We start from the raw sequence: 20,936 nt of genomic DNA, 5'->3' as shown, positions 1-20,936 counted from the left end.
CGTTAAACATAAATTAGGATGCTGTGCTATCAGTAAATATAAACCCAAATTTAACTCCAGAGAGTTAAGCTTACTCATGTTCATCTACCTATCCTACCACATCTCATGGCTTTTGAAACATTATTTTTAAAGTTTAACCTCCATATTGATCAAGCTCCGTTAATTTTTGATTAAGTAATCTTGCCAGTTCGTCTTCACTGAGGCTGTCGTAGGGATTATGATTGTCAGGAATTGGATTTATTTTAATCTCAAAATCGAGATGATTGGCTAGAATTTCTTCCCTTAAATAGGTACTTAAGCTGAGAAGATTAGGATAATCGAAAATGATCGAGGATGGCAATTTACACCCTAAATCTCTTTCTAAGCGATTTTTAAATTCTATGACCATTAGAGAGTTTAAACCTAAGTCTAAGAATGATGTTTGTTGAGGAATAACCTTATTCTCATTTAACCCTGTCACTTCTCTTAATATTTTCTCCAGTCCTTCTACTAAAGCGTTTATTCGTTCGTCTATAGAGACAGATTTTAATCGTTCTAATAGTTTTGCTGGACTTGTTTGTTTTTGATTTTTTAGGGTTAATACCTCGCTAAAGAAGGGTTGATTAATATTGAAAGTTTGATTAAAAATCGACCAATTAATATCGATAACTATCCCTGGGTTAATTTCACCTAAAATTATCTGGTTGAGATATTGAAACGCTTGCTCAGAAGGCATCATCTGCAAACCCCAATTAGCGAAACGTTGTTGATCAATTTGGTTGCTCGTCTCCCAAGCTCCCCAATTGATACTAATACCAGGTAATCCTAAACTTTGCCGTTGCTGCATTAGAGCATCCATGAAAGCATTAGCCGCCGCATAATTACTTTGACCCGGTGAACCAAGGATAACAGCCGCAGAAGAAAAGCTTACGAAAAAGTCTAAAGATAGAGAGCGAGTATAACGATCTAATAATAAAGTTCCTGCTACTTTTGGACTGATTACCTTTTGATATTTTTGCCAACTTTGATTACTGATCAGCCCATCTTCTAAGACCGCTGCCGCGTGAATTATTCCTCGTAAGACGGGCAAGTCTGCGCCAAAACGAGAGAATAAATTTTTCATATCTGTGGGGGAAGTAATATCAGCTTCAATCAAGGTTACTTTTGTTCCTTTTTTCACTAATGAAGCTATCAATTCTGTTGAAGATTTAACATGGCGACTACACAAAACTAAGTGACTTGCTCCCATTTCTGATAACCATTGAGCCACTAATCCGCCCAGTTTTCCTCCCCCTCCCGTGATTAAATAAGCCCCTGACTGATTAATAAACTGTCGTTTTTCTGAGATAGGAAGAGATGCAGAAACTAACCTGGCTGCGTAGCGGTTTCCTTGACGTAAAGCCAAACGGAATTCATGGGGGAAACACTTTAATTCATTGAATAAAAGTTCAGCTTCATTAGCTTCTTTATGGATTGGTAAATCTAAACAAACACAACCCATTTTAGGATACTCTTGATTAATGACTGCTCCTAATCCCCATAAATGAGACTGTTGAGGAGATAAAGCCGTATCATTGATCATCTTATTAGCCCCGCGAGTAATCAGCCATAAATGGGGTAATTTCTCCCAGTTATTAGTGAGGGTTTGCACTAAATTTAAGACGGCATGAGAACTCTGATATACCGTATCTAGAACATCTTCAGCTTCTGAAGATTCCCAACAAAAAACAACACCAGTCGGAAATTCTCCAGATGGATAAGCTTCTTGATAGAGACGCTGAAAATCAGATTTCTGAGCGGCATTGATGACAAAAGAATCTTGAGAATGACATTGATAATTCTGCCCCATTTCTACAGTAATTACTTTTTCTCCTGCCTTTTTGTATAAATTAATTAGGGAATTTAAGTCTGTTTCTGGACGAACCAAGACTAACCAAGAATTTTGAGGATCAACGGCAACAGTTGGCATTGAAGAAAGTTTTTTCCATTCCACTTTATAAAAGCAATTGTTTGACTTTTCTTGCCATAAACTCTGTAAAATATCTGGATTTATGCGCCGTGCTGTTAAGTCAGTAAAACGAGCGCAAAGCTGTTCTTGTTCATTATAAATATTAACATTTACTCTCATTTCACCATTTGTATCTGAGATGACCTGAACTTCCGTCCAAACTTGCGAAGTTGGATTTAGGAATATTTCCAAGGAAGAGAATCCATAAGGTAGATGCAATTCTTGACCATGAATTTCGGGGAAAGCTGCCCCAATACTCTGTAAGCAAGCATCCAAAAGAACTGGATGAAAATAATAACGCCGATCCGCTAAACTAGGGTTAATACTAATTTTAGCTTGAGAGCCTTTTTTGAAAGAATATAACTCTTGAATCGCTTTAAACTGCTCCCCATACCTGATACCCATCTGCTGATAAAGCTGATAGAATTCACGAATAGAAATCGATTCTTTAGGGTTTTCCCTTTCTAATTTAGTTTGGGTTAATTCTGAGGCAGCCAAGCTTTGTATATCCTTAGGTTTGACTTCACCTGTAACATGAAGAACCCATTGTTCTTGTGCAGAATCGCTGCTAAATATCTCAAAAGTATAAATCAGTTGAGATGATTTTTTAGGTTTAAAAATTATCTGGATTATTGAGGGAGTTGGAGATAAGAGTAGTCCCTGATGGATAGAGACATTTTCAAGGGTGACAAAATGCCCATCAAATATTTTCTGACTTGCGGCTAAAATAGCTTCAATAAAACCAGTAGCCGGAAATACAATGTTTTCAAATACCTTATGTTCTTCTAAATAACTAGGGTTAAGAGAACTCACCTCACCTTCAAAGATCATGTCTCCCGTTGCTAACTTTTTAAAATCTCTAATAAAAGGATGTAACTGAGTCTTGATTTGCCCTAGAGAAAATTCCGAATTAGATAACCAATACCGTTCTCTTTGAAAAGGATAAGTCGGTAAAATAATCCGCTTACCTTGTTTAAATACTTTAGCCCAGTCTAGGGAATAACCATTAACAAAAAGTGTCGCTAAACTTCTATACATTTGTGCCTGTTCATCCTGCCCGGGTACAATACTAGGCAACCATAATAGGTCTTGGTTAGCGGAAATAAGGCGAGCCATACTCAGTAATACAGGCTTAGAACCGACTTCTAGAAAACAACGATAACCCTGATCAATTAAAGACTTAAATCCTTGACTAAACTGTACAGTATTACGCAGATGAGCTACCCAATAATCAGGAGTTGTAATTTCTGAACCTACAGCTTTCCCTGTCAGATTACTAATAATGGTTAAGTTAGGTTCATGAAAAGAAATTGTTTTTAAGACCTGGGAAAAGTCATCAAGAATAGGCTGCATTAAGGGAGAATGAAAAGCATGAGATACCGCTAAACGTTTAGTTTTATACCCTTGATCAATAAAGTCTTTTTCCAGTTGCTCAACAATCTCTTTAAATCCAGAAATGACAGTAATTGAGCCATTGGCTGAAGCAATATTAACTTGATTTTCATAAGAAGTTAGAGCGTTTGCTACCGTCTCATAATCAGCATAAATAGCGGACATACTGCCATTGTGGGGCAATTTTCCCATTAATTTACCCCGTTGAGTCACTAATTTTAAGGCATCTTCTAAAGAAAAGACTCCTGCCCAACAAGCCGCCACATATTCCCCGATACTATGTCCTAAAAGGGCTGAAGGTTGTATTCCCCAAGATTGCCATAATTTGGCGAGTGCATATTCAAGGGAAAAAATCACCGGCTGAGTGATTTGGGTTTCCTCTAATAACTGGCTATTTTGCTCTTGAAAGATTAAATCTAGGAGAGATTTTTCTAAAAGGGGTTCTAGAATTTGATCACAAAGATCTAATGTTTCCTTAAAAACAACTTCTCGGTTATAAAGGGTTTCTCCCATGCCAGAATATTGAGAGCCTTGTCCAGAAAAGAGGAAAGCTATCTTTGGCGGAGTCTCTGATAAAATCGGTCGGATTAATGAGTCAGAATCTTCACCATCTTGGTAATCAATTAATGCTCGTTGTGCCGTCGTTATTGAGTCTGCTAAAATACAGATTCGTTGCGGAAAAATCCCCCGCCCTGTACTGGCGGTAAAACAAACATCAGCTAAATTGATAGACTCAGTCAAAATATCTTGATAATTTCTCGCTAACTCTTGCAGCGATTTTTCAGAACGAGCCGAAAGGGGTAATAGATAAAAATTATTCTCCGAAGGTTGAGGTAAATCAGCGTCAATTTCCCCAACAATGATATGAGCATTCGTTCCACTAAATCCAAAGGAACTTACTCCAGCAATCCTTGAACGTTCGCTGATATGCCAAGGTTTTCCTTGTACAGGAACTTCAAAAATATGAGAACTCCAATCAAAGCGGGGATTAGGATTTTTAAAGTGAAGATGAGGAGGTATTTTATGGTGTTGTAAAGCTAGAACTGTTTTAATTAATCCAGCAATTCCGGCAGCACCTTCTAAATGGCCTAAATTCGTTTTTACTGAACCAATAATTAAAGGCCGATTAGGGGAGCGTTGACCAAAAACGGCGGACATACTTTCTAATTCAATGGGATCACCAAGGGCTGTTCCAGTGCCGTGAGCTTCAATATAATCGATTTGTTCAGGCTTGAGATTAGCACTTTTAAGGGCTTGATGTAATAATTTTTCTTGAGCTTGACCATTAGGAACAGTTAGCCCACTACTTGGACCATCATGATTGACGGCTGTGCCATAAATTTTCGCTAAAATTTGGTCTCCATTCTTAACTGCTTGGCTCAATCTTTTCAGAACAACTATTCCACAGCCTTCTCCTCGCACCATGCCATTTGCGCTCTCATCAAAGGTTTTGCAATGTCCATCAGGGGCAAGCATATGGGCGCGACTTTCGATTAAAGAAATAATGGGAGTTAAAATAATATTAACCCCTCCAGCTAAAGCCAGATCGCACTCACCATTAAGTAAGGCATTATAAGCTAAATGAATCGCTACTAATGAGGAGGAACAAGCGGTGTCAATAGTCATTGATGGACCCTGTAAACCAAGAACATAAGAAAGACGACCCGCCGCCATACTAACAGAAGTTCCTGAACCAGTATAAGCATTAATGGCTTGAGGAGAATAACTTAATTGGGCATAATCTTGAGTCATGCAACCGATAAAAACTCCCGTCTGACTGTTGCGTAATTTTTGGGGATTTTGTCCAGCAGATTCTAAAGCTTGCCAAGTAGTTTCCAAGAGTAAACGCTGCTGAGGATCCATGGCGACAGATTCTCTAGGAATAATGCCAAAAAATTCTCCATCAAATTCCTCAATTTGTTCTAGAAATGCACCGTAAGGAGCGTATATTTTGCCTGGGACATCGGGATTAGGATCATACCATGTTTCCTGATCCCAGCGATCTTGAGGGATTTCTGTTATAGCATCTTTTCCCTGTTCTAAAAGTTCCCAGAAAGATTGTAAATTCTTAGCACCGCCGGGGAATCGACAAGCCATGCCGACAATAACAATAGGATCATCATCGAGTTGTGATTTTTCTGGCGGTTTTTGAGAAATTTCTGCTTTTATTTGAGGGGTAAATACCGGTTGACAATTATCTAGAACTTCTCGCTGTAAATAATTAGCTAAGACTTCAACATTCGGAAAACGAAAAGTAATTGTCGAAGGGAGAGAACAATTAAAGTCAGTTTGTAACAGATTTCGTAACTCTGTAGAAGTGAGAGAGTCCATCCCCAAATCAAAAAAGCCTTGTTGAGGGGAAAAAGTTTCATCATTTGAGCGTCCTAAGACAGTAGAAACACGCATAATGATATGATTAGTTAGCCAATTAGTACGCTCTTTTAAGGTTAAATTTTGCCATTGTTTTAAAAACTCAGATGAGGGGGCAGCTTGGGGTTTTCCTTGAGGCAGAAAGTTTTTATAAAAGCTTTGATGAATATAAGGAAATTGTTGCCAGTCAATATTAATTACACCAGCGCGAATAATCTGATTTAGGAGAATTTTTTCGAGAGCATTAAGGGCTAAATCGGGTTTCATAGCCCCATATCCTTTAGCGGCTAATCTCTCCAAAACATTGCGATCTACTGCTGCACCTATTTCGCTCCAAGGACCCCAATTTATGACCGTTCCGGGTAAATGATGCGCCTGACGATAATAGATAAAAGCGTCTTCAAAGGCATTAGCTGCCGCAGCATTAGCTTGTCCTGCCGAGCCAATTAAAGATACAGCAGAAGTATAACAGACAAAGAATTCCAATGGGTCATTTAGGGTGAGTTGATGAAGCAACCAAGTTCCTTTAACTTTGGGAGCTAAAACATAATTAAAGCTCTCTGGTGTTAGTCTTAATAAGGTTGTATCGTCTAAGGTTCCAGCAATGTGAAAAATGCCCCGTATAGGATATTTAGAACGGCATTCTTCTAGGACGGCGTGCAGTTTTTCAGCATCGGTAATATCAAGTTTTTTAAGGGTAACTTCTGCCCCACTAGAGGAGAAATTTGCTAATATTTCAGGGCTAATTCCTTCTGCCCCTCGACGACTACACAAAACTAGATTCCGCGCCCCTTTTTCAATCATCCATCGGGTTGTTGCTAATCCTAACCCCCCTGTGCCTCCTGTGATTAAATAATAGGCATCAGGACTAAAATTGATCTTTCCATCTTCAAGTTTTCTCTGCACCAAACGAGGATAAAAACGCTGTTCCCCCCGCAAAGCAACCCGGTTTTCTTGGGGATTACTGTAGATTTCTTGCAGCAGTTTGTCGGCTGCGTTTACTTCATCTGGATCTAGGTCAATCGCCTTAAAATTAAGTTCAGGATGTTCTAAGACTAGGCTGAAGGCTATTCCTAATAAGGAGGCTTGAGAGGGAGAGGTTAGGGGTTTAAAGGCTTTTGCTGGTACTGCTCCTTGAGTCACTAAAACCAGAGCTGGTGGGTTTTCTTGCTGCAATAATGCTTGTAAGAAAAAGAGAAATCGTTGACAATGAATCTCGACTTGTTGATCAATTTCTTCGGGGATGTTTTCTAAGCCCCAGAAGTACAGTATTTGACGAGTTTCTGAAGTTATCGAGTTTCTCAATATTGATAGGTAATCTTCAGCAATCTCCAGGTTAATATCTTGGGTAAAGACGCAAGAACAACTTATTCCTCTCTGTTGGAATAGAGGGATTAAACCGTTAGCAATTCCTTGACTATCTGCCCAGATTATTTGATGAGAGTAAGATTTTGCTGGCAGAGAAGGTAATTGCTCACTGCTTCTACCAATAATGACACTTTGTTTTAATAAATTTCGGGTTTTTGCTTGGCTTGGTTCGATAATATTAATGTCTTCAAATTGATTCTCAATCAGTAAATTTTGCCAATCTTTTGTGCTGATTAACGGATAACCATTCCGCCGCAGATCTTGACTACATAACCACCATCCTTCTGTCAAGCCAAAGGTTAAATCTACCCAACGTCTTGCCCCTGTACTTTCTAAGAGGATTAGTAGTCCCTTGGGAGCGATGAGAGAGCGCACATTTTCAAGGGTTTTTTGAAGGTTGGCTGTGGCATGAAGAACATTAGCGGCAATGATTATGTCAAAACTGCCAGGGAGAAAATCCTGAGTAAAGGGATTTTTTTCAATGTCTAAAGTTTGATATTTAATAAAGGGATAGTTTCTAAAATTTTCCTTGGCTCTTGTTAAGAAACTAGAGGAAATATCGGTGAATACATATTCGATATGTTCTTTGGGTAAGTGAGGTAAAAGGCCAGCAGTAGCGGCTCCTGTGCCTCCTCCAATTTCGAGAATTCTTAGGGGATAATAGGGGGGGAAATTTGCAATAGCACGGCTGATTGTGGTGGCGACTAACTGATTCATCAATTTAGCTCCGGCGGCTTCCGAATAAATTGATGCGATCGCTTCTAAATCCCCTTGAGGAAAGAGTAATTCTAAGGGATCAACTTGACGACTCATGACTTCGGCTAAAGCAGAGCCACAACGCTCCATTAGACTAATTTCTGCTGGATAATCGGCAAATTCTTGGCGGAGAATTTTAATTTGTGATTGGGATGAAGGTGCTTCTAATTTTTTGAGGAATAACCAGCCATCTTTTGTCTGATTAACGATTTTTTCTTCAGCTAAAATGCTTAAACATCGAGATAATAAAGGTCGGTAAAAATCGACAATTTGACCTTGATTTGCTATCTGTGCTTCGGAATAAGTTTGACCTAATTTTGGCTGTCCATTAAGTTTTGTTAAGGCTTCCCAGATATAGACAACGCTTAACTTTTCCAAAGCTGCCATTAAGCGCTCATATTGCGCCAATTTTTCCCCTAGTTGTTGTTCTAACTGTGCGGGGTGAATTTGATTTTTAATCACCTGGGGAGCTACTAAAGTGTCTCTGCCATTCCCTAATAATTCCTCGCAAGGTATCCATTCTTCTAGATAGATTTGAGGGGGGATTTCTTGGGGGATAATCTCTTGGGATTGAACGGCTTTTAGTTCTAAGTTGGTGAGGGATGCTAAGGGTTGACCCTGGAGGGAATAGATATCAATATCAGCGATGATAATGTTAGGGTTAGGGGAGGAGTTTTTCAGTCGAACCGCGCTGATTACCTGCTCATCAGGAGGGTAGAAAAATGCCAATTTACCAAGACGAACAGGAACATAAGTTACTGAGGATTCTTCTTTAAATAAAATGGCAGCAATACCTTGAAAACAAGCATCTAACATAGCAGGATGAAAATGATATTTTTCCCGCTCTAACCTATCGGTTAATTTGATTTGAGCAAAAGCTGTATTTTCCCCCCGCTTCAGTTGATGAATGAGCCGAAAGTTACTCCCGTAATTTATCCCTGATTTTTGATAAGTTTCATAAAAGGAGTTGATATCGACTTCTTCAGGACAATTTTTGGCGATTTCTTCTAAATCACAATGGGTTAAATTAGTTGATTTCAATTCCTCAATTGTTCCAGTAACTAATACTTCCCAATTTGGCTCAAGTGCATGGTAAATTTTAAAGCTTTTTTGCTCAATGATTAACTGTAATGTGTCTTCCGTATCTTTTAAAATTAATGCCTTCTTAAATTCAACATTTTCTAAAATAACTTTTTGATTCTCCCCGGCAGCTAAAGCCATTTCTATTAAGGCAGATGCTGGCAATATGGCCTGCTCAAAAACCTGATGTTCTCCTAAAAATGCAGGTTTATGTTGACTAATGCTCCCTCGATATTGAAGCAGAGCTAAGGGAGAAGAAAAATGCTCGCCTAGTAAGGGATGTCCAGAGTAATAATTAGGGTTTTTATAGCTAGAAGACTCTGATTTATTGCCAGAATTTATCCAGTAGCGTTTGCGGATAAAAGGCGAATTAGGTAAACTAATTTTTTGCCCTGGATGTGAGCGATGAAAGGCTTCCCAGTTAATATTAAATCCTCTCACATAGAGTTGACCTAGTACCCTTTGCTCATGGTGGTCACTGTGACAATCTTCCCCTAAACTAGATAACCATAGAATTGAATTTACCCCTAACTTTTGACGACCTATATTAATGAGATTGGCACCGATTCCCATTTCTAGGAAGATTTGATAGCCCATTTGATGCAGAGTAGAAATTCCCTGGGCGATTTCGTCGGATTTCTGCCTAATCTTTTCCCCTCTATTCACCAAATTTGTGAGAGATTTTTTCACAACTTCACCCTGATAAATTAGGGTAATATCGGGAGAGTTAGAATCGACTTCTGGGGTGCTTTTGAGCAAGGATAAAAGGTCTTCTGAGTTGGGGTTTTGTGGGCTAATTTTAGCGCGTTTCGCCACCAGCTTGACGGTATCTTCAAGGGAAAAAACGCCCGCTTGTTGAGCGGCGAGATATTCCCCTAATCCAGAACCTAAAATCGCAGAAGGAGAAATTCCCCACGATTTCCAGAGTTCACAAAGAGCATATTGATAGGCAAATAATAGCGGTTGTACAGACAAAGGAATCTGAGGCTCTAAGGCTTTTTTAGATGACAATAATTCGTGAAGAGAAAATTCTAAATATTTTTTAAACAGATGCTCGCACTGCCTAAAAGCCTCATGAAATACTGGCTCATTATTGAGCAGATTTTCAATGATTTCTGGACTAATTTCTTCCTCGTAATTGCAGAGAAAAGCAACTTTAGGATGGCTTTGCGCTTCTCCATAAATGATGTCGAAGCTATTATTTTGAATATTTTGAAATTGCTTTTCATCCCCATTGCTATTGAGAAAAGCCTGAATTCCTTGATGCAGATTCTCTTGATTAGAAACTAAAAGAGCGAGACGATGTTTATGGGGAAAACGACCAGTATTTAAAGATAGAGCAATGTCCTTGACGCTGAGATCTGTTTTCTGCTCAAGCTCATCGACAAATTGAGTCGTAAAAAGACGTAAACGTTCGGGTTCTTTAGCCGAGAAAGTAACGAGAATGGGGGATATTTTTGGGGTTTGGGGTTGCGGTTGAGGCGGTTCACTTAAAATAACATGAGCGTTGGTTCCCGATGCTCCAAAAGAACTGACTCCAGCCGCTTTGAGCTTGCCATTATTAACATTCCAAGGACAATTTTGCGTAACGATACTAATCGGCAAGGCATCCCAATTAATATGAGGATTGGGTTTTTTAAGGTTTAGATGAGCCGGAATTTCACGGTAGTGTAGCGATAATGCGGTTTTAATTAATCCTGAAATTCCCGCCGCCGCCGCCAGATGACCTAAATTAGTTTTGAGAGAACCGACTAATAAAGGGTTAGATTTGCGACGATTGACGCATAATGCCTCGGCTATGGCTTTAATTTCGATGGGATCTCCCAAAGATGTTCCTGTACCGTGAGCTTCAACATAATCGATAGCCTCGGCATCTAAACGAGCGTCAGCTAGAGCTTCTCTGATTAATTCGCTCTGTACGGGCCCATTAGGAACGGTAAAGCCGCCACTGGCTCCATCGTTGTTGACTGCGGTCCCTCGAATCACGGCCCAAATGTGATCACCATCTTCAAGAGCGTCACTGAGTCTTTTTAAGACGATGACTCCGCAACCTTCGCCGATTCCAAACCCATCGGCACTTTCGTCAAAGGTTTTGCATTGGCCATCTGGGGCCAACATCTGATTGCGGCACAAGGCGATGACGACTTCTGGAGTTAAAACTAAGTTCACTCCTCCGACTAAAGCTTGTCTGCATTCTTGGGAACGTAAGGAACGGCAAGCGAGATGAACAGCGACTAAGGAGGAAGAGCAAGCGGTATCTACTGCCAAACTCGGACCATTAAGATTTAAAAGGTAAGAAATACGCCCAGCTGCCGCGTTAGTATGATTGCCCGAAATATGATAGGCTCCGATGGCATTATAGTCCTCATTTGAGGTAACAATACGGGCATAGTCATTGTTAGTAATCCCGATAAAAACCCCTGTTTTTCCCCTTCTAGCCGTCGTTGTTGCCATTCCTGCATTTTCCAAAGCTTCATAGGCTACCTCTAAAAGCAATCTTTGCTGAGGATCCATAGCGACGGCTTCCTTGGGAGCAATTCCGAAAAAATGGGCATCAAACTGGGAGACATCATCAAGAAACCCCCCCTGAGAAACATAGATTTTACCCACTTTATTCCGATCTGAATCATAAAAATCCTGCTGGTTCCAGCGCTCCTTAGGTATTTCTCTGAGGTTATTTTTACCCGCTTTGAGGAAAGACCAGAAGGATTCAGGTGTCGCAATATTATGACCGAAACGACAACCTAAACCGACGATAGCTAAGGGTTCGCTTTGTTGAGACTCGAAAGCTTTTAATTTTTCTTTAGCTTCACTAAGAGCTTTAAAAACTCTAGTTTGAATTGACTGGTCGTTTTCGGATAAGTTCTTTTTATCTTGAAAGTCCATATTGTTAGAATCGACTTGGAAAAGAATAATTATTGCGACTGACGGGGTGACAAGCAGATGGAAAGTGAAACAGGGTGTAGAGTGTCGGGTTTAGGGAAAAAGCTTGAGACTTTCGCCAAAAGATAACGAGGGAATTTGGTTTTTGCCGAGTAAGTCGATTAATTTGATGGCTCACAGTGAGGAAATTTTTCCCCCACCTCACTTAAATTTCAACCTCGTTGTCACCCCTTCAGCTATTACGACCAGACATCTAATCGTACCTGACCAAGGTAGTAATTGTCAATAGACATCTGCAATAAACGTTTATGGGGTGTGGCATCCTAAGCTCTGCTCTGCTGGTTTCGCGCAATCATATCTTTAAATGTCACACTTTCTGCACTTCTTAATATTCAATTAATAATTTTTACTAATTTATTGGGTTCAGTGGTTTCTACAGTGAAGATTTTTTGTCAAAACATCCCAGGGAATGTAAAAATTTGTAAAAGTATATGGAGATGTGCAGAATGTCGGTTAGTATGCTACAATGTCGAGGCTCAGAACAATTTTGAAGAAGCGACAGAAACCCTGACCTTAGCCGTAGTCGGGTTTCCTGTAGTTCAAATAGCAATAATCCCACTCGTCAGAGACAGGAATTATCGCTTTAAGGGAACGGGGAAAAAAGCATTGTACCCCATGACTCTGAATACCGCCATCAACCACTATTTAGGGAAAAAGTTAGAACAGCAATGGAAGCACATCTGGTTTCAATAGATTACCAAATTCGGCAACTTCAAGAAATAGATCCAGTAACTACTCTATTTGGTAATGTAAGTCAGAATAAAACCGGGGAGCAGGATAGCGTTCTTGAGGTCATCTCTACAGATTTACAGGAAAAAACTAACAGTTTAACGGCAAATAATTTTGTTAATAATTTAGCATTTCATCTGGCTGTTGTTCAAGTTTTAATGTTTAAATACACTGCTCAAGTCGAGTTTGCCACGGCTACAGCAGCTTTGAATACAAAAACATTAGATAGCCTGATATTTTGCCGGTTCAATCAACATAATTTTAGTTCATTTAAAGATTTACTAAGGATCATTCGTAAAGATTTACAAGAAGGCTATCGCCATCAAAACTATACGCTGGATAGTTTGGTCAAAACCTTGGCAGCAAGAGGAGGAAATCTAGAGAACATTTTTGACGTTGCTGTGATTAAAGAAGGACTGTGTGCGGACATTTCTTCGTTAAATCGGTTTCAATTAGTTTTTACCATAGAAGCGGATAATAGTGGTGTTTCTGTCACTTTTATTAAAGATAAATTTCCCAGGGATTTTGTCGAGAGAATGCTAGGACATTACCTAGAAATCTTAGAAATGGTGACGAGTAATCCCGATATAGATTTGTCAGAAATTGATATATTAACGACCGAAGAACGAGAACAATTACTGAGAGATTGGAATGATACGGCCATTGAATATCCTGAAAAGCAATGGATTCATCAGCTATTTGAAGAGCAAGCCAAACTTTACCCTGAGAGAGAGGCGGTCATTTTTGAAAATCAAGAATTAACTTATCAAGAATTAAATGAAAAAGCCAATCAACTTGGTCATTACCTACAAAAATTAGGAGTAAAACCAGAGGAATTAGTAGGAATTTATCTAGAGCGTTCCTTAGAAATGGTAGTAGGATTATTAGCTGTTTTGAAGGCCGGAGGAGCTTACGTTCCCTTAGATCCTAATTATCCTCAAGAACGCCTAAGTTATCTATTAGAAGATACTGGGGTAAAAGTTATTATTACTGGGGAATCGCTGCGGGGATTGTTGGACGAATACCGAGGAATTGTTGTTGCTTTGGATACAGATTGGTCAGCAATTTCTCAAGAAAGTCAGAACAATTGTGACAGTGGTGTAACTGGGGAAAATTTAGCTTATGTTATCTACACTTCCGGTTCCACAGGTAAACCTAAGGGCGTGATGAATAATCATAAGGGGATTAGGAATCGTTTGTTGTGGATGCAGGATACTTATCAGTTAACTAAGAGTGATTGCATTTTACAAAAAACCCCTTTTAGTTTCGATGTTTCAGTGTGGGAATTCTTTTGGCCTTTATTAGCGGGTGCAACCCTAGTGGTAGCAAAACCCGAAGGTCATAAAGATAGTACCTATTTAATACAATTGATCCAAAAGCAGCAAATCACTACCCTTCATTTTGTCCCCTCCATGTTGCGGGTGTTTCTGCAAGAACCAGAGCTAAAAGGATGTAGTTCTCTCAAGCGGGTTTTCTGTAGTGGAGAAGCTTTGTCATTAGACTTAACACAACGCTTTTTTGAGCATTTTGACTGTGAACTTCACAACCTCTATGGTCCGACTGAGGCGGCGATTGATGTGACTTACTGGCCTTGTTTGCCGGAGAGTCAAAAAGCCATAGTGAGTATTGGCCGACCGATTGCCAATACTCAGATTTATATTCTCAATCCGCACTTACAACCAGTTCCTATAGGGATTGTGGGAGAATTACATATTGGTGGGATAGGTTTAGCTCGTGGATATCTCAATCGTCCCGAATTGACGGCCGAGAAATTTATCCCTAATCCTTTTGCTAAGGTGGAAGCAGGAATAGGGGGAGAAATTAGGGCAAAATTATATAAAACGGGAGATTTAGCCCGGTATTTACCCGATGGAAATATTGAGTTTTTAGGGCGGATTGACCATCAAGTTAAGATTCGAGGTTTCCGGATTGAGTTGGGGGAAATTGAAGCTATACTCAGTCAACATCCAGCAGTTGAGCAAGCGGTAGTTATTGCATCGGAGACAGAAACAGGGAGTCAAACACTAATTGCTTATGTTGTGGGTCAGTCTCAAGAGGGGGAACTCTTGGCGACTTCAGAAAAAGGGCAATTATTCGATGAGCAAATCGAGCAATGGCAAAGCCTCTATAATCAAATTTACAGCCAAACATCGGCAGATTCTCAGGGTATATTTAATATTGTTGGCTGGAATAGCAGTTACACGGGGGAACCTATCCCTGCCGCCCAGATGCGAGAATGGCTAGATGATAAAGTTAAGGTTATTCTGGCTCAACAACCGAAAAAAGTTCTGGAAATAGGTTGTGGAACCGGGTTAATATTATTCCAAGTTGCTCCCCATTGCCAGTGTTATTGGGGAACCGATATTTCATCCGTTGCCTTAGACCATATTCAGCGAATTAATCAAGAAGGGCCGAAGCTAGAGCAAGTCAGGCTATTGCATAGCACAGCCGATAAATTTGAGGGTTTGGAGTCAGAAGGATTCGATACAATTATCCTTAACTCGGTTGTGCAGTATTTCCCCCATATAGATTACTTACTGCGGGTTTTAGAGGGAGCTATCAAGGTACTAACTCCGGGGGGGTGTATTTTCCTTGGAGATGTGCGAAACTTGCAACTCATGGAAGCTTTTCACGCTGATGTAGAACTTTATAAGGCTAACCCTGAGGATGCGATTAAGGATTTTAAACAGCGAGTACAGAGAAAAATTGAGCAAGAAAATGAATTATTTATTGACCCAGATTTTTTTAGAGCAATTCAGTCCTATTTTCCTCAGATTACTGAAGTCGAGATTCATCTAGAGAGAGGTCAACACCACAACGAATTAACTCAATTCCGTTATAATGTTGTTCTGCGGATTGAAACGATTCTGGATTTTAGCACCGACTTTCCAGAATTAAACTGGACTGAACAGCAGCTGACTTTATCTGAGGTAAGAAATCAACTGGGGAAATCTGAGGGGTTAAGGGTGATAGGTGTCCCTAATTCTCGCTTGTTCAGACCTTTAAAAAGTGTGGAATTGTTCAGAAATTCTCAAGACTTTGGGACGACCGAGGAATTTCAAGCTATTAAATCGGAAATTATCCCAGAAAATGCCGTAGAACCTGAAGATTTTTCGGCTTTAGCTGAGGATTTATCCCTTTCGGTTTGGGTAACTTGGTCGGATACTCCGGACCGTTACGATGTGATTTTTGCCCCGCTGGAAAATTCCCAGAGAAATTACATCGCTTTTACCCCCACCCACACCGCAAAACCTGAATGGCAACTTTATGCAAATCACCCTTTAAGGTCTAAGTTAAACAGTAAACTGATTCCCCAACTGCGGAGTTATCTGCAAAAGCAACTCCCAGAATACATGATACCTCATGCCTTTGTGCAATTGGATGCTATTCCTCTGACAAATAGTGGAAAAATTGACCGTCGCGCCCTACCCTCTCCAAGCTATAACAGTTTCAGGAATTCGGAGAATTTTGTCGCACCTTGTACCCCTCTTGAGGAAATTTTAGCACTGATTTGGGCTGAAGTTTTGGGCATCGAAGAGGTTGGTATTCACGATAATTTTTTTGAACTTGGGGGGGATTCGATTCGGGGAATACAAGTGATCGCTAAGGCGCGACAAATGGGTTTTCATTTTTCCTTACCCCAATTATTGCAACATCAAACCATTCAAGAATTGGCCAATTGCGTTAGCTATGAAATTGATACTTTAGGGACTGAAAAAACGGAAGTTTTTAGTTTAATTTCTCAAGAAGTTCGCCTCAATTTACCGGAGGAAGTGGAGGATGCTTATCCTCTAACTGCTCTACAATTGGGGATGATATTTCATAGTGAATATCAGGGGAATCTATCGGTGTACCATGATGTGTTTACCTATCATATTCGTGCTGATTTTAGTTTTCCCGCTTTACATAGTGCTATTCAGGAGATTGTCCAGCGGCATCCGGTATTACGAACCAGTTTCGCACTCTTTGAATATCAAGAACCCCTACAATTAGTTCACCGAAAAATCGATGTTCCTTTAGGATTAGATGACCTAACCCATTTATCTCCTTCTGAACAAGATACGGCTATTGATGATTGGATTGAGCGGGAAAAAATCCGCACTTTTGACTGGAATAGTCCTCCTTTATTTCGCTTTCATCTCCATCGCCGCAGTCAGGATAACTTTAACCTAACTTTCAGTTTTCATCACTCTATTTTAGATGGTTGGAGTGTGGCTTCGTTGCTCACAGAATTGTTACAACAGTATCTCTATCTTCTCGACAAAAAAGTTCTCCCTCTCTCTCCAACTCCCGCTCTCAGTTTTAGGGATTTTGTCGCCTTAGAAAAGAAAACTATTCAATCGCCAGAATGCCAGAATTATTGGCAAGAAAAACTCAGAGATGTGACGCTGACCAAACTTCCTCAGTGGTCGAAATCTAATCGAGTTAATCAAGATTGGGATTGGTTAGTTCCTATATCTAGTCAGGTATCTCAGGGATTAAAACAACTCGGTAAACAAGTGGGAGTCCCCCTAAAAAGTGTTTTATTGGCGGCTCATTTTCGGGTATTAAGTTTACTGAATAATCAGAGGGATATTGTTACGGGTTTAGTCTCTAATGGACGGTTAGAAGCAGCCGGTGGGGAAAAGATTTTAGGTTTATTTCTGAATACTTTACCCCTACGTTTAGAGTTATCTGGAGGCCCTTGGAGCGATTTAGTTAAGCAAGCTTTTGATGTTGAAAGAGAATGCTTATCTTGGCGAAGATATCCCCTCGCTGAGTTACAAAAATCAGGTCAACCTTTGTTTGATACGGCTTTTAATTTTATTCATTTCCATGTTTATCAAGGTATCATCGGGGTGAAAGATTTAGAGATCTTAGGAGGGAAGTTTTTTAATCAAACTAATTTTACATTGTTAGCTAATTTTAGTCTTCATCCCCTTTCATCTCAAATAGAACTTACCCTTAAATATGATGGGAATTATCTAGGGGAAAAGCAGATGGAGTTAATCGGAGGATACTACGAGAAAACTCTCATCGCTATGGCAACGGAAGGGTTAGAACGTTATGAAACTTGTTGTTTACTTTCTGAGCAAGAACAACATCAATTATTAAAAGAATGGAATGATACTGAGGTTCACTATCCGGATGGGTGTATTCATCAATTGTTTGAGGAGCAAGTTAAGCGCAGTCCTGATGCGATCGCTATTATTACAGCAAATGAACAATTAACCTACCGTCAATTAAACGAAAAAGCGAATCAATTGGGGCGATATTTAGCGATAAAAGGGTTAAAACCGGAGTCTTTGGTGGGAATTTGCCTAGAACGGACCCCTGAGATGGTTATAGGGTTATTAGCCATTCTCAAAGCAGGGGGAGCTTATGTACCTTTAGATCCAGCTTATCCAACTGAACGCCTCAATGTTATCTTAGAAGATGCTCAAGTTTCCTTGTTGCTAACACAAGCAAAATTAGTAGAGAAATTAGGGAATTATCCAGGGAATCTGGTGATATTAGAGGCAGAAGCCAGAAATATAGCCCTAGAAAGTCCCGAAAACCTCTCTTTACCCGTAAGTTCCAGTAATACCGCTTATGTGATTTATACCTCCGGTTCAACGGGGAAACCGAAAGGGGTTGTCATTGAGCATCACAGCACCACAACCTTACTCAATTGGTCCAAGGAAGTCTTTAGCAGTGAGGAATTAGCGGGGGTTTTGGGTTCTACTTCTATTTGTTTTGATTTGTCAGTATTTGAACTATTTTTGCCCTTAGCTGTGGGGGGTAAGATTATTCTGGCCCAGAATGTTCTAGATTTGCCTAGTTTAAGTGCAGCCAAAGAGGTAACATTAATTAATACCGTACCTACAGCGATCGCCCAACTACTGGAAATTGAGGCGATACCTGAGACTGTGCAAACGGTAAACCTCGCCGGAGAAGCTTTGTCTAATCAATTAGTCCAGAAGCTTTACCAGCAGGAAAACATTAAGAATGTTTATAATCTCTACGGTCCTTCAGAAGATACCACTTATTCCACTTTTAGCTTAGTGCCTAAAAAAGACCATGGACAACCGAGTATCGGCCGACCTATTGCCAATACTCAAGTTTATATTCTGGACTCTTTTAAACAACCGGTTCCTTTAGGAACTATTGGTGATTTATATATCGGGGGTAAAGGGTTAGCTCGATGTTATCTGAATCAACCTGAATTAACCGCCGAGAAATTTATCTCCAATCCGTTTAGTAATGAACCCAATGCCAAACTCTATAAAACAGGAGATTTAGCCCGATATTTACCCGATGGAAATATTGATTTTTTGGGGCGGGGTGATAATCAGGTAAAATTGCGGGGTTTCCGCATTGAATTAGGAGAAATTGAGGCAACTCTAGGGACTTATCCCCAAGTTAAGCAAAAGGTGGTGAAGGTTTGGGAAGACTCCTATCGGAATAAGAGGTTAGTCGCTTATCTAGTAGGAGAAAATGGCCCGATAAATACTGAGGATTTGCGTCGTTTCTTGGGACAGAAATTGCCAGAGTATATGATTCCGGCTCTTTTTGTCTCCTTAGAAGCTCTCCCGCTGACTCCTAATGGAAAAATTGACCGTTCCAGATTACCCATCCCTGAGATACCTTCCACATCTGAGCAGGATTTTGTTCCTCCTCATACTCAGAAAGAAAAGATTTTGGCCAGTATTTGGCAAGATATTCTCAGCATTAAACAAGTGAGTCGTTATGACCGCTTTTTTGAAGTTGGGGGCGATTCTATTGTCAGTATTCAGGTTGTCGCTCGCGCTCGTCAAGCCGGGTTGAAGATTACCCCTAAACAGATATTTGAATATCCTACTCTTGCGGAACTGGCTACAGTTGCTGATTATTCCAGAGCGGAATTAGCTAAACAGGGTTTAGTGACGGGTATTGTGCCTCTTACTCCCATTCAACTGTGGTTTTTTGAGCAAAATCGCGCTGAAATGCACCACTTTAATCAGTCTGTCCTCTTAGAAGTTCCCCATCACCTGAAAGCTGATTTGTTAGCTCAATCTCTGAGAAAATTAATTGAACATCATGACGCTTTGCGGTTACGGTTTACTGTGGAGGAAGGACAATGGCAACAAGTCAATGGAGGAATGCCGGATGAAGTACCTTTTGAAGTGATTGATTTGTCTTCGATTCCTCAATCTCAGCAAGGGGAAACTCTCTTAGCAATGGCAACAACTCAACAAGCAAGTTTAAATCTCTCTAGTGGACTATTAATCAAGGCGGTGCTATTTGAATTAGCACCCTATCAACCCAGTCGGTTACTGATTATTATTCATCACTTGGGGGTTGATGGTGTATCTTGGCGAATTTTGTTAGAAGATTTATTGATGACTTACCAACAGCTAGAAAGGGGGGAGAATGTAGAACTTCCACCTAAAACCATAGCCTTTCAGGATTGGGCGCTTCTCTTGAGGGATTATGGACAAGGGCAAAAAGCGAAAGAGCCATTAGACTATTGGTTAACTCAACCTTGGTTAGAGGCGAGAAATTTACCTGTAGATGACGAGGCTGGAAAACCATACAATACAGTAGCGACGGCAAATGATGTCACGGTGACTCTAGATGAAGAACAAACCCGCACCCTCTTGCAAAAAGTCCCCGCTGCCTATAACACTCAAATTAATGAGGTTTTGTTAACCGCTTTAGCAGAAACTTTGACACAATGGACAGAAAATTTGACCATATCTCTTGATTTAGAAGGACACGGACGAGAAGATTTGTTCAGTGAGGTTGACTTATCGAGGACGGTAGGTTGGTTTACCAGTCTTTTTCCGGTTATTTTGCGACTCCCCCCCGAAAATCACCCCGGTGAGCGGCTCAAATCTATTAAAGAACAGTTACGAGCTATTCCTCACAGGGGAATTGGCTATGGAATTTCGCGATATTTGAGTGATGATGCTGATATTAAGTCTCAATTAGCTGAAATTCCTGCCAGAGAAGTTTTGTTTAATTATTTAGGTCAATTTGAGCAAGGACAATTGCAAAAAGGGGATTGGAAATTAGCGGATGAGTCTAAGGGGCCTAATCACAGTCTTAAGGGACATCGTAGTCATTTATTAGAGATTACGGCCAGAGTTATCGAGGGACAGTTACAAGTAAACTGGACTTATAGCGATCTCATCTATGAACGTTCGACGGTAGAATATTTAGGGCGCAGCTATAAAGAAGCTTTGCTGAAATTGATTGAGCATTGTTTATCTCCTGATGCTGGGGGTTACACTCCCTCAGATTTTCCAGTAGCGCACTTGAATCAACAGGAATTAGACGATATTCTGGCAGAAATTGACTAATAAGGAGA

General features: G+C 40.2%; 2 protein-coding genes. One reads left to right on the top strand and one right to left on the bottom strand.

The features are described 5' to 3' along the window. Nucleotides 1-133: 133 nt before the first annotated feature. Complete coding sequence (locus tag IM509_RS09380) at nucleotides 134-11,839, bottom strand: type I polyketide synthase (protein ID WP_185237540.1); 11,706 nt, start codon at nucleotides 11,837-11,839, stop codon at nucleotides 134-136. A 725-nt stretch (nucleotides 11,840-12,564) separates the two neighbouring features. Here IM509_RS09380 and IM509_RS09375 point away from each other — a divergent pair. Beyond that, nucleotides 12,565-20,928, top strand: coding sequence for a non-ribosomal peptide synthetase (locus IM509_RS09375; RefSeq protein ID WP_185237539.1), 8,364 nt, complete (start codon nucleotides 12,565-12,567; stop codon nucleotides 20,926-20,928). Nucleotides 20,929-20,936: the final 8 nt, after the last annotated feature.

Origin of the sequence: Microcystis sp. M31BS1, from assembly GCF_020245285.1 — a bacterium.
Lineage (GTDB): Bacteria > Cyanobacteriota > Cyanobacteriia > Cyanobacteriales > Microcystaceae > Microcystis > Microcystis panniformis.
The sequence above is the reverse complement of the archived record's forward strand: the minus strand, read 5'-3'. Positions and strand labels throughout refer to the sequence as shown.

Excerpts from the sequence above, each read along its gene's own strand:
- IM509_RS09380 (WP_185237540.1), bottom strand. The coding sequence starts at position 11,839 with ATGGACTTTCAAGATAAAAAGAACTTATCCGAAAACGACCAGTCAATT.
- IM509_RS09375 (WP_185237539.1), top strand. The coding sequence starts at position 12,565 with ATGGAAGCACATCTGGTTTCAATAGATTACCAAATTCGGCAACTTCAA.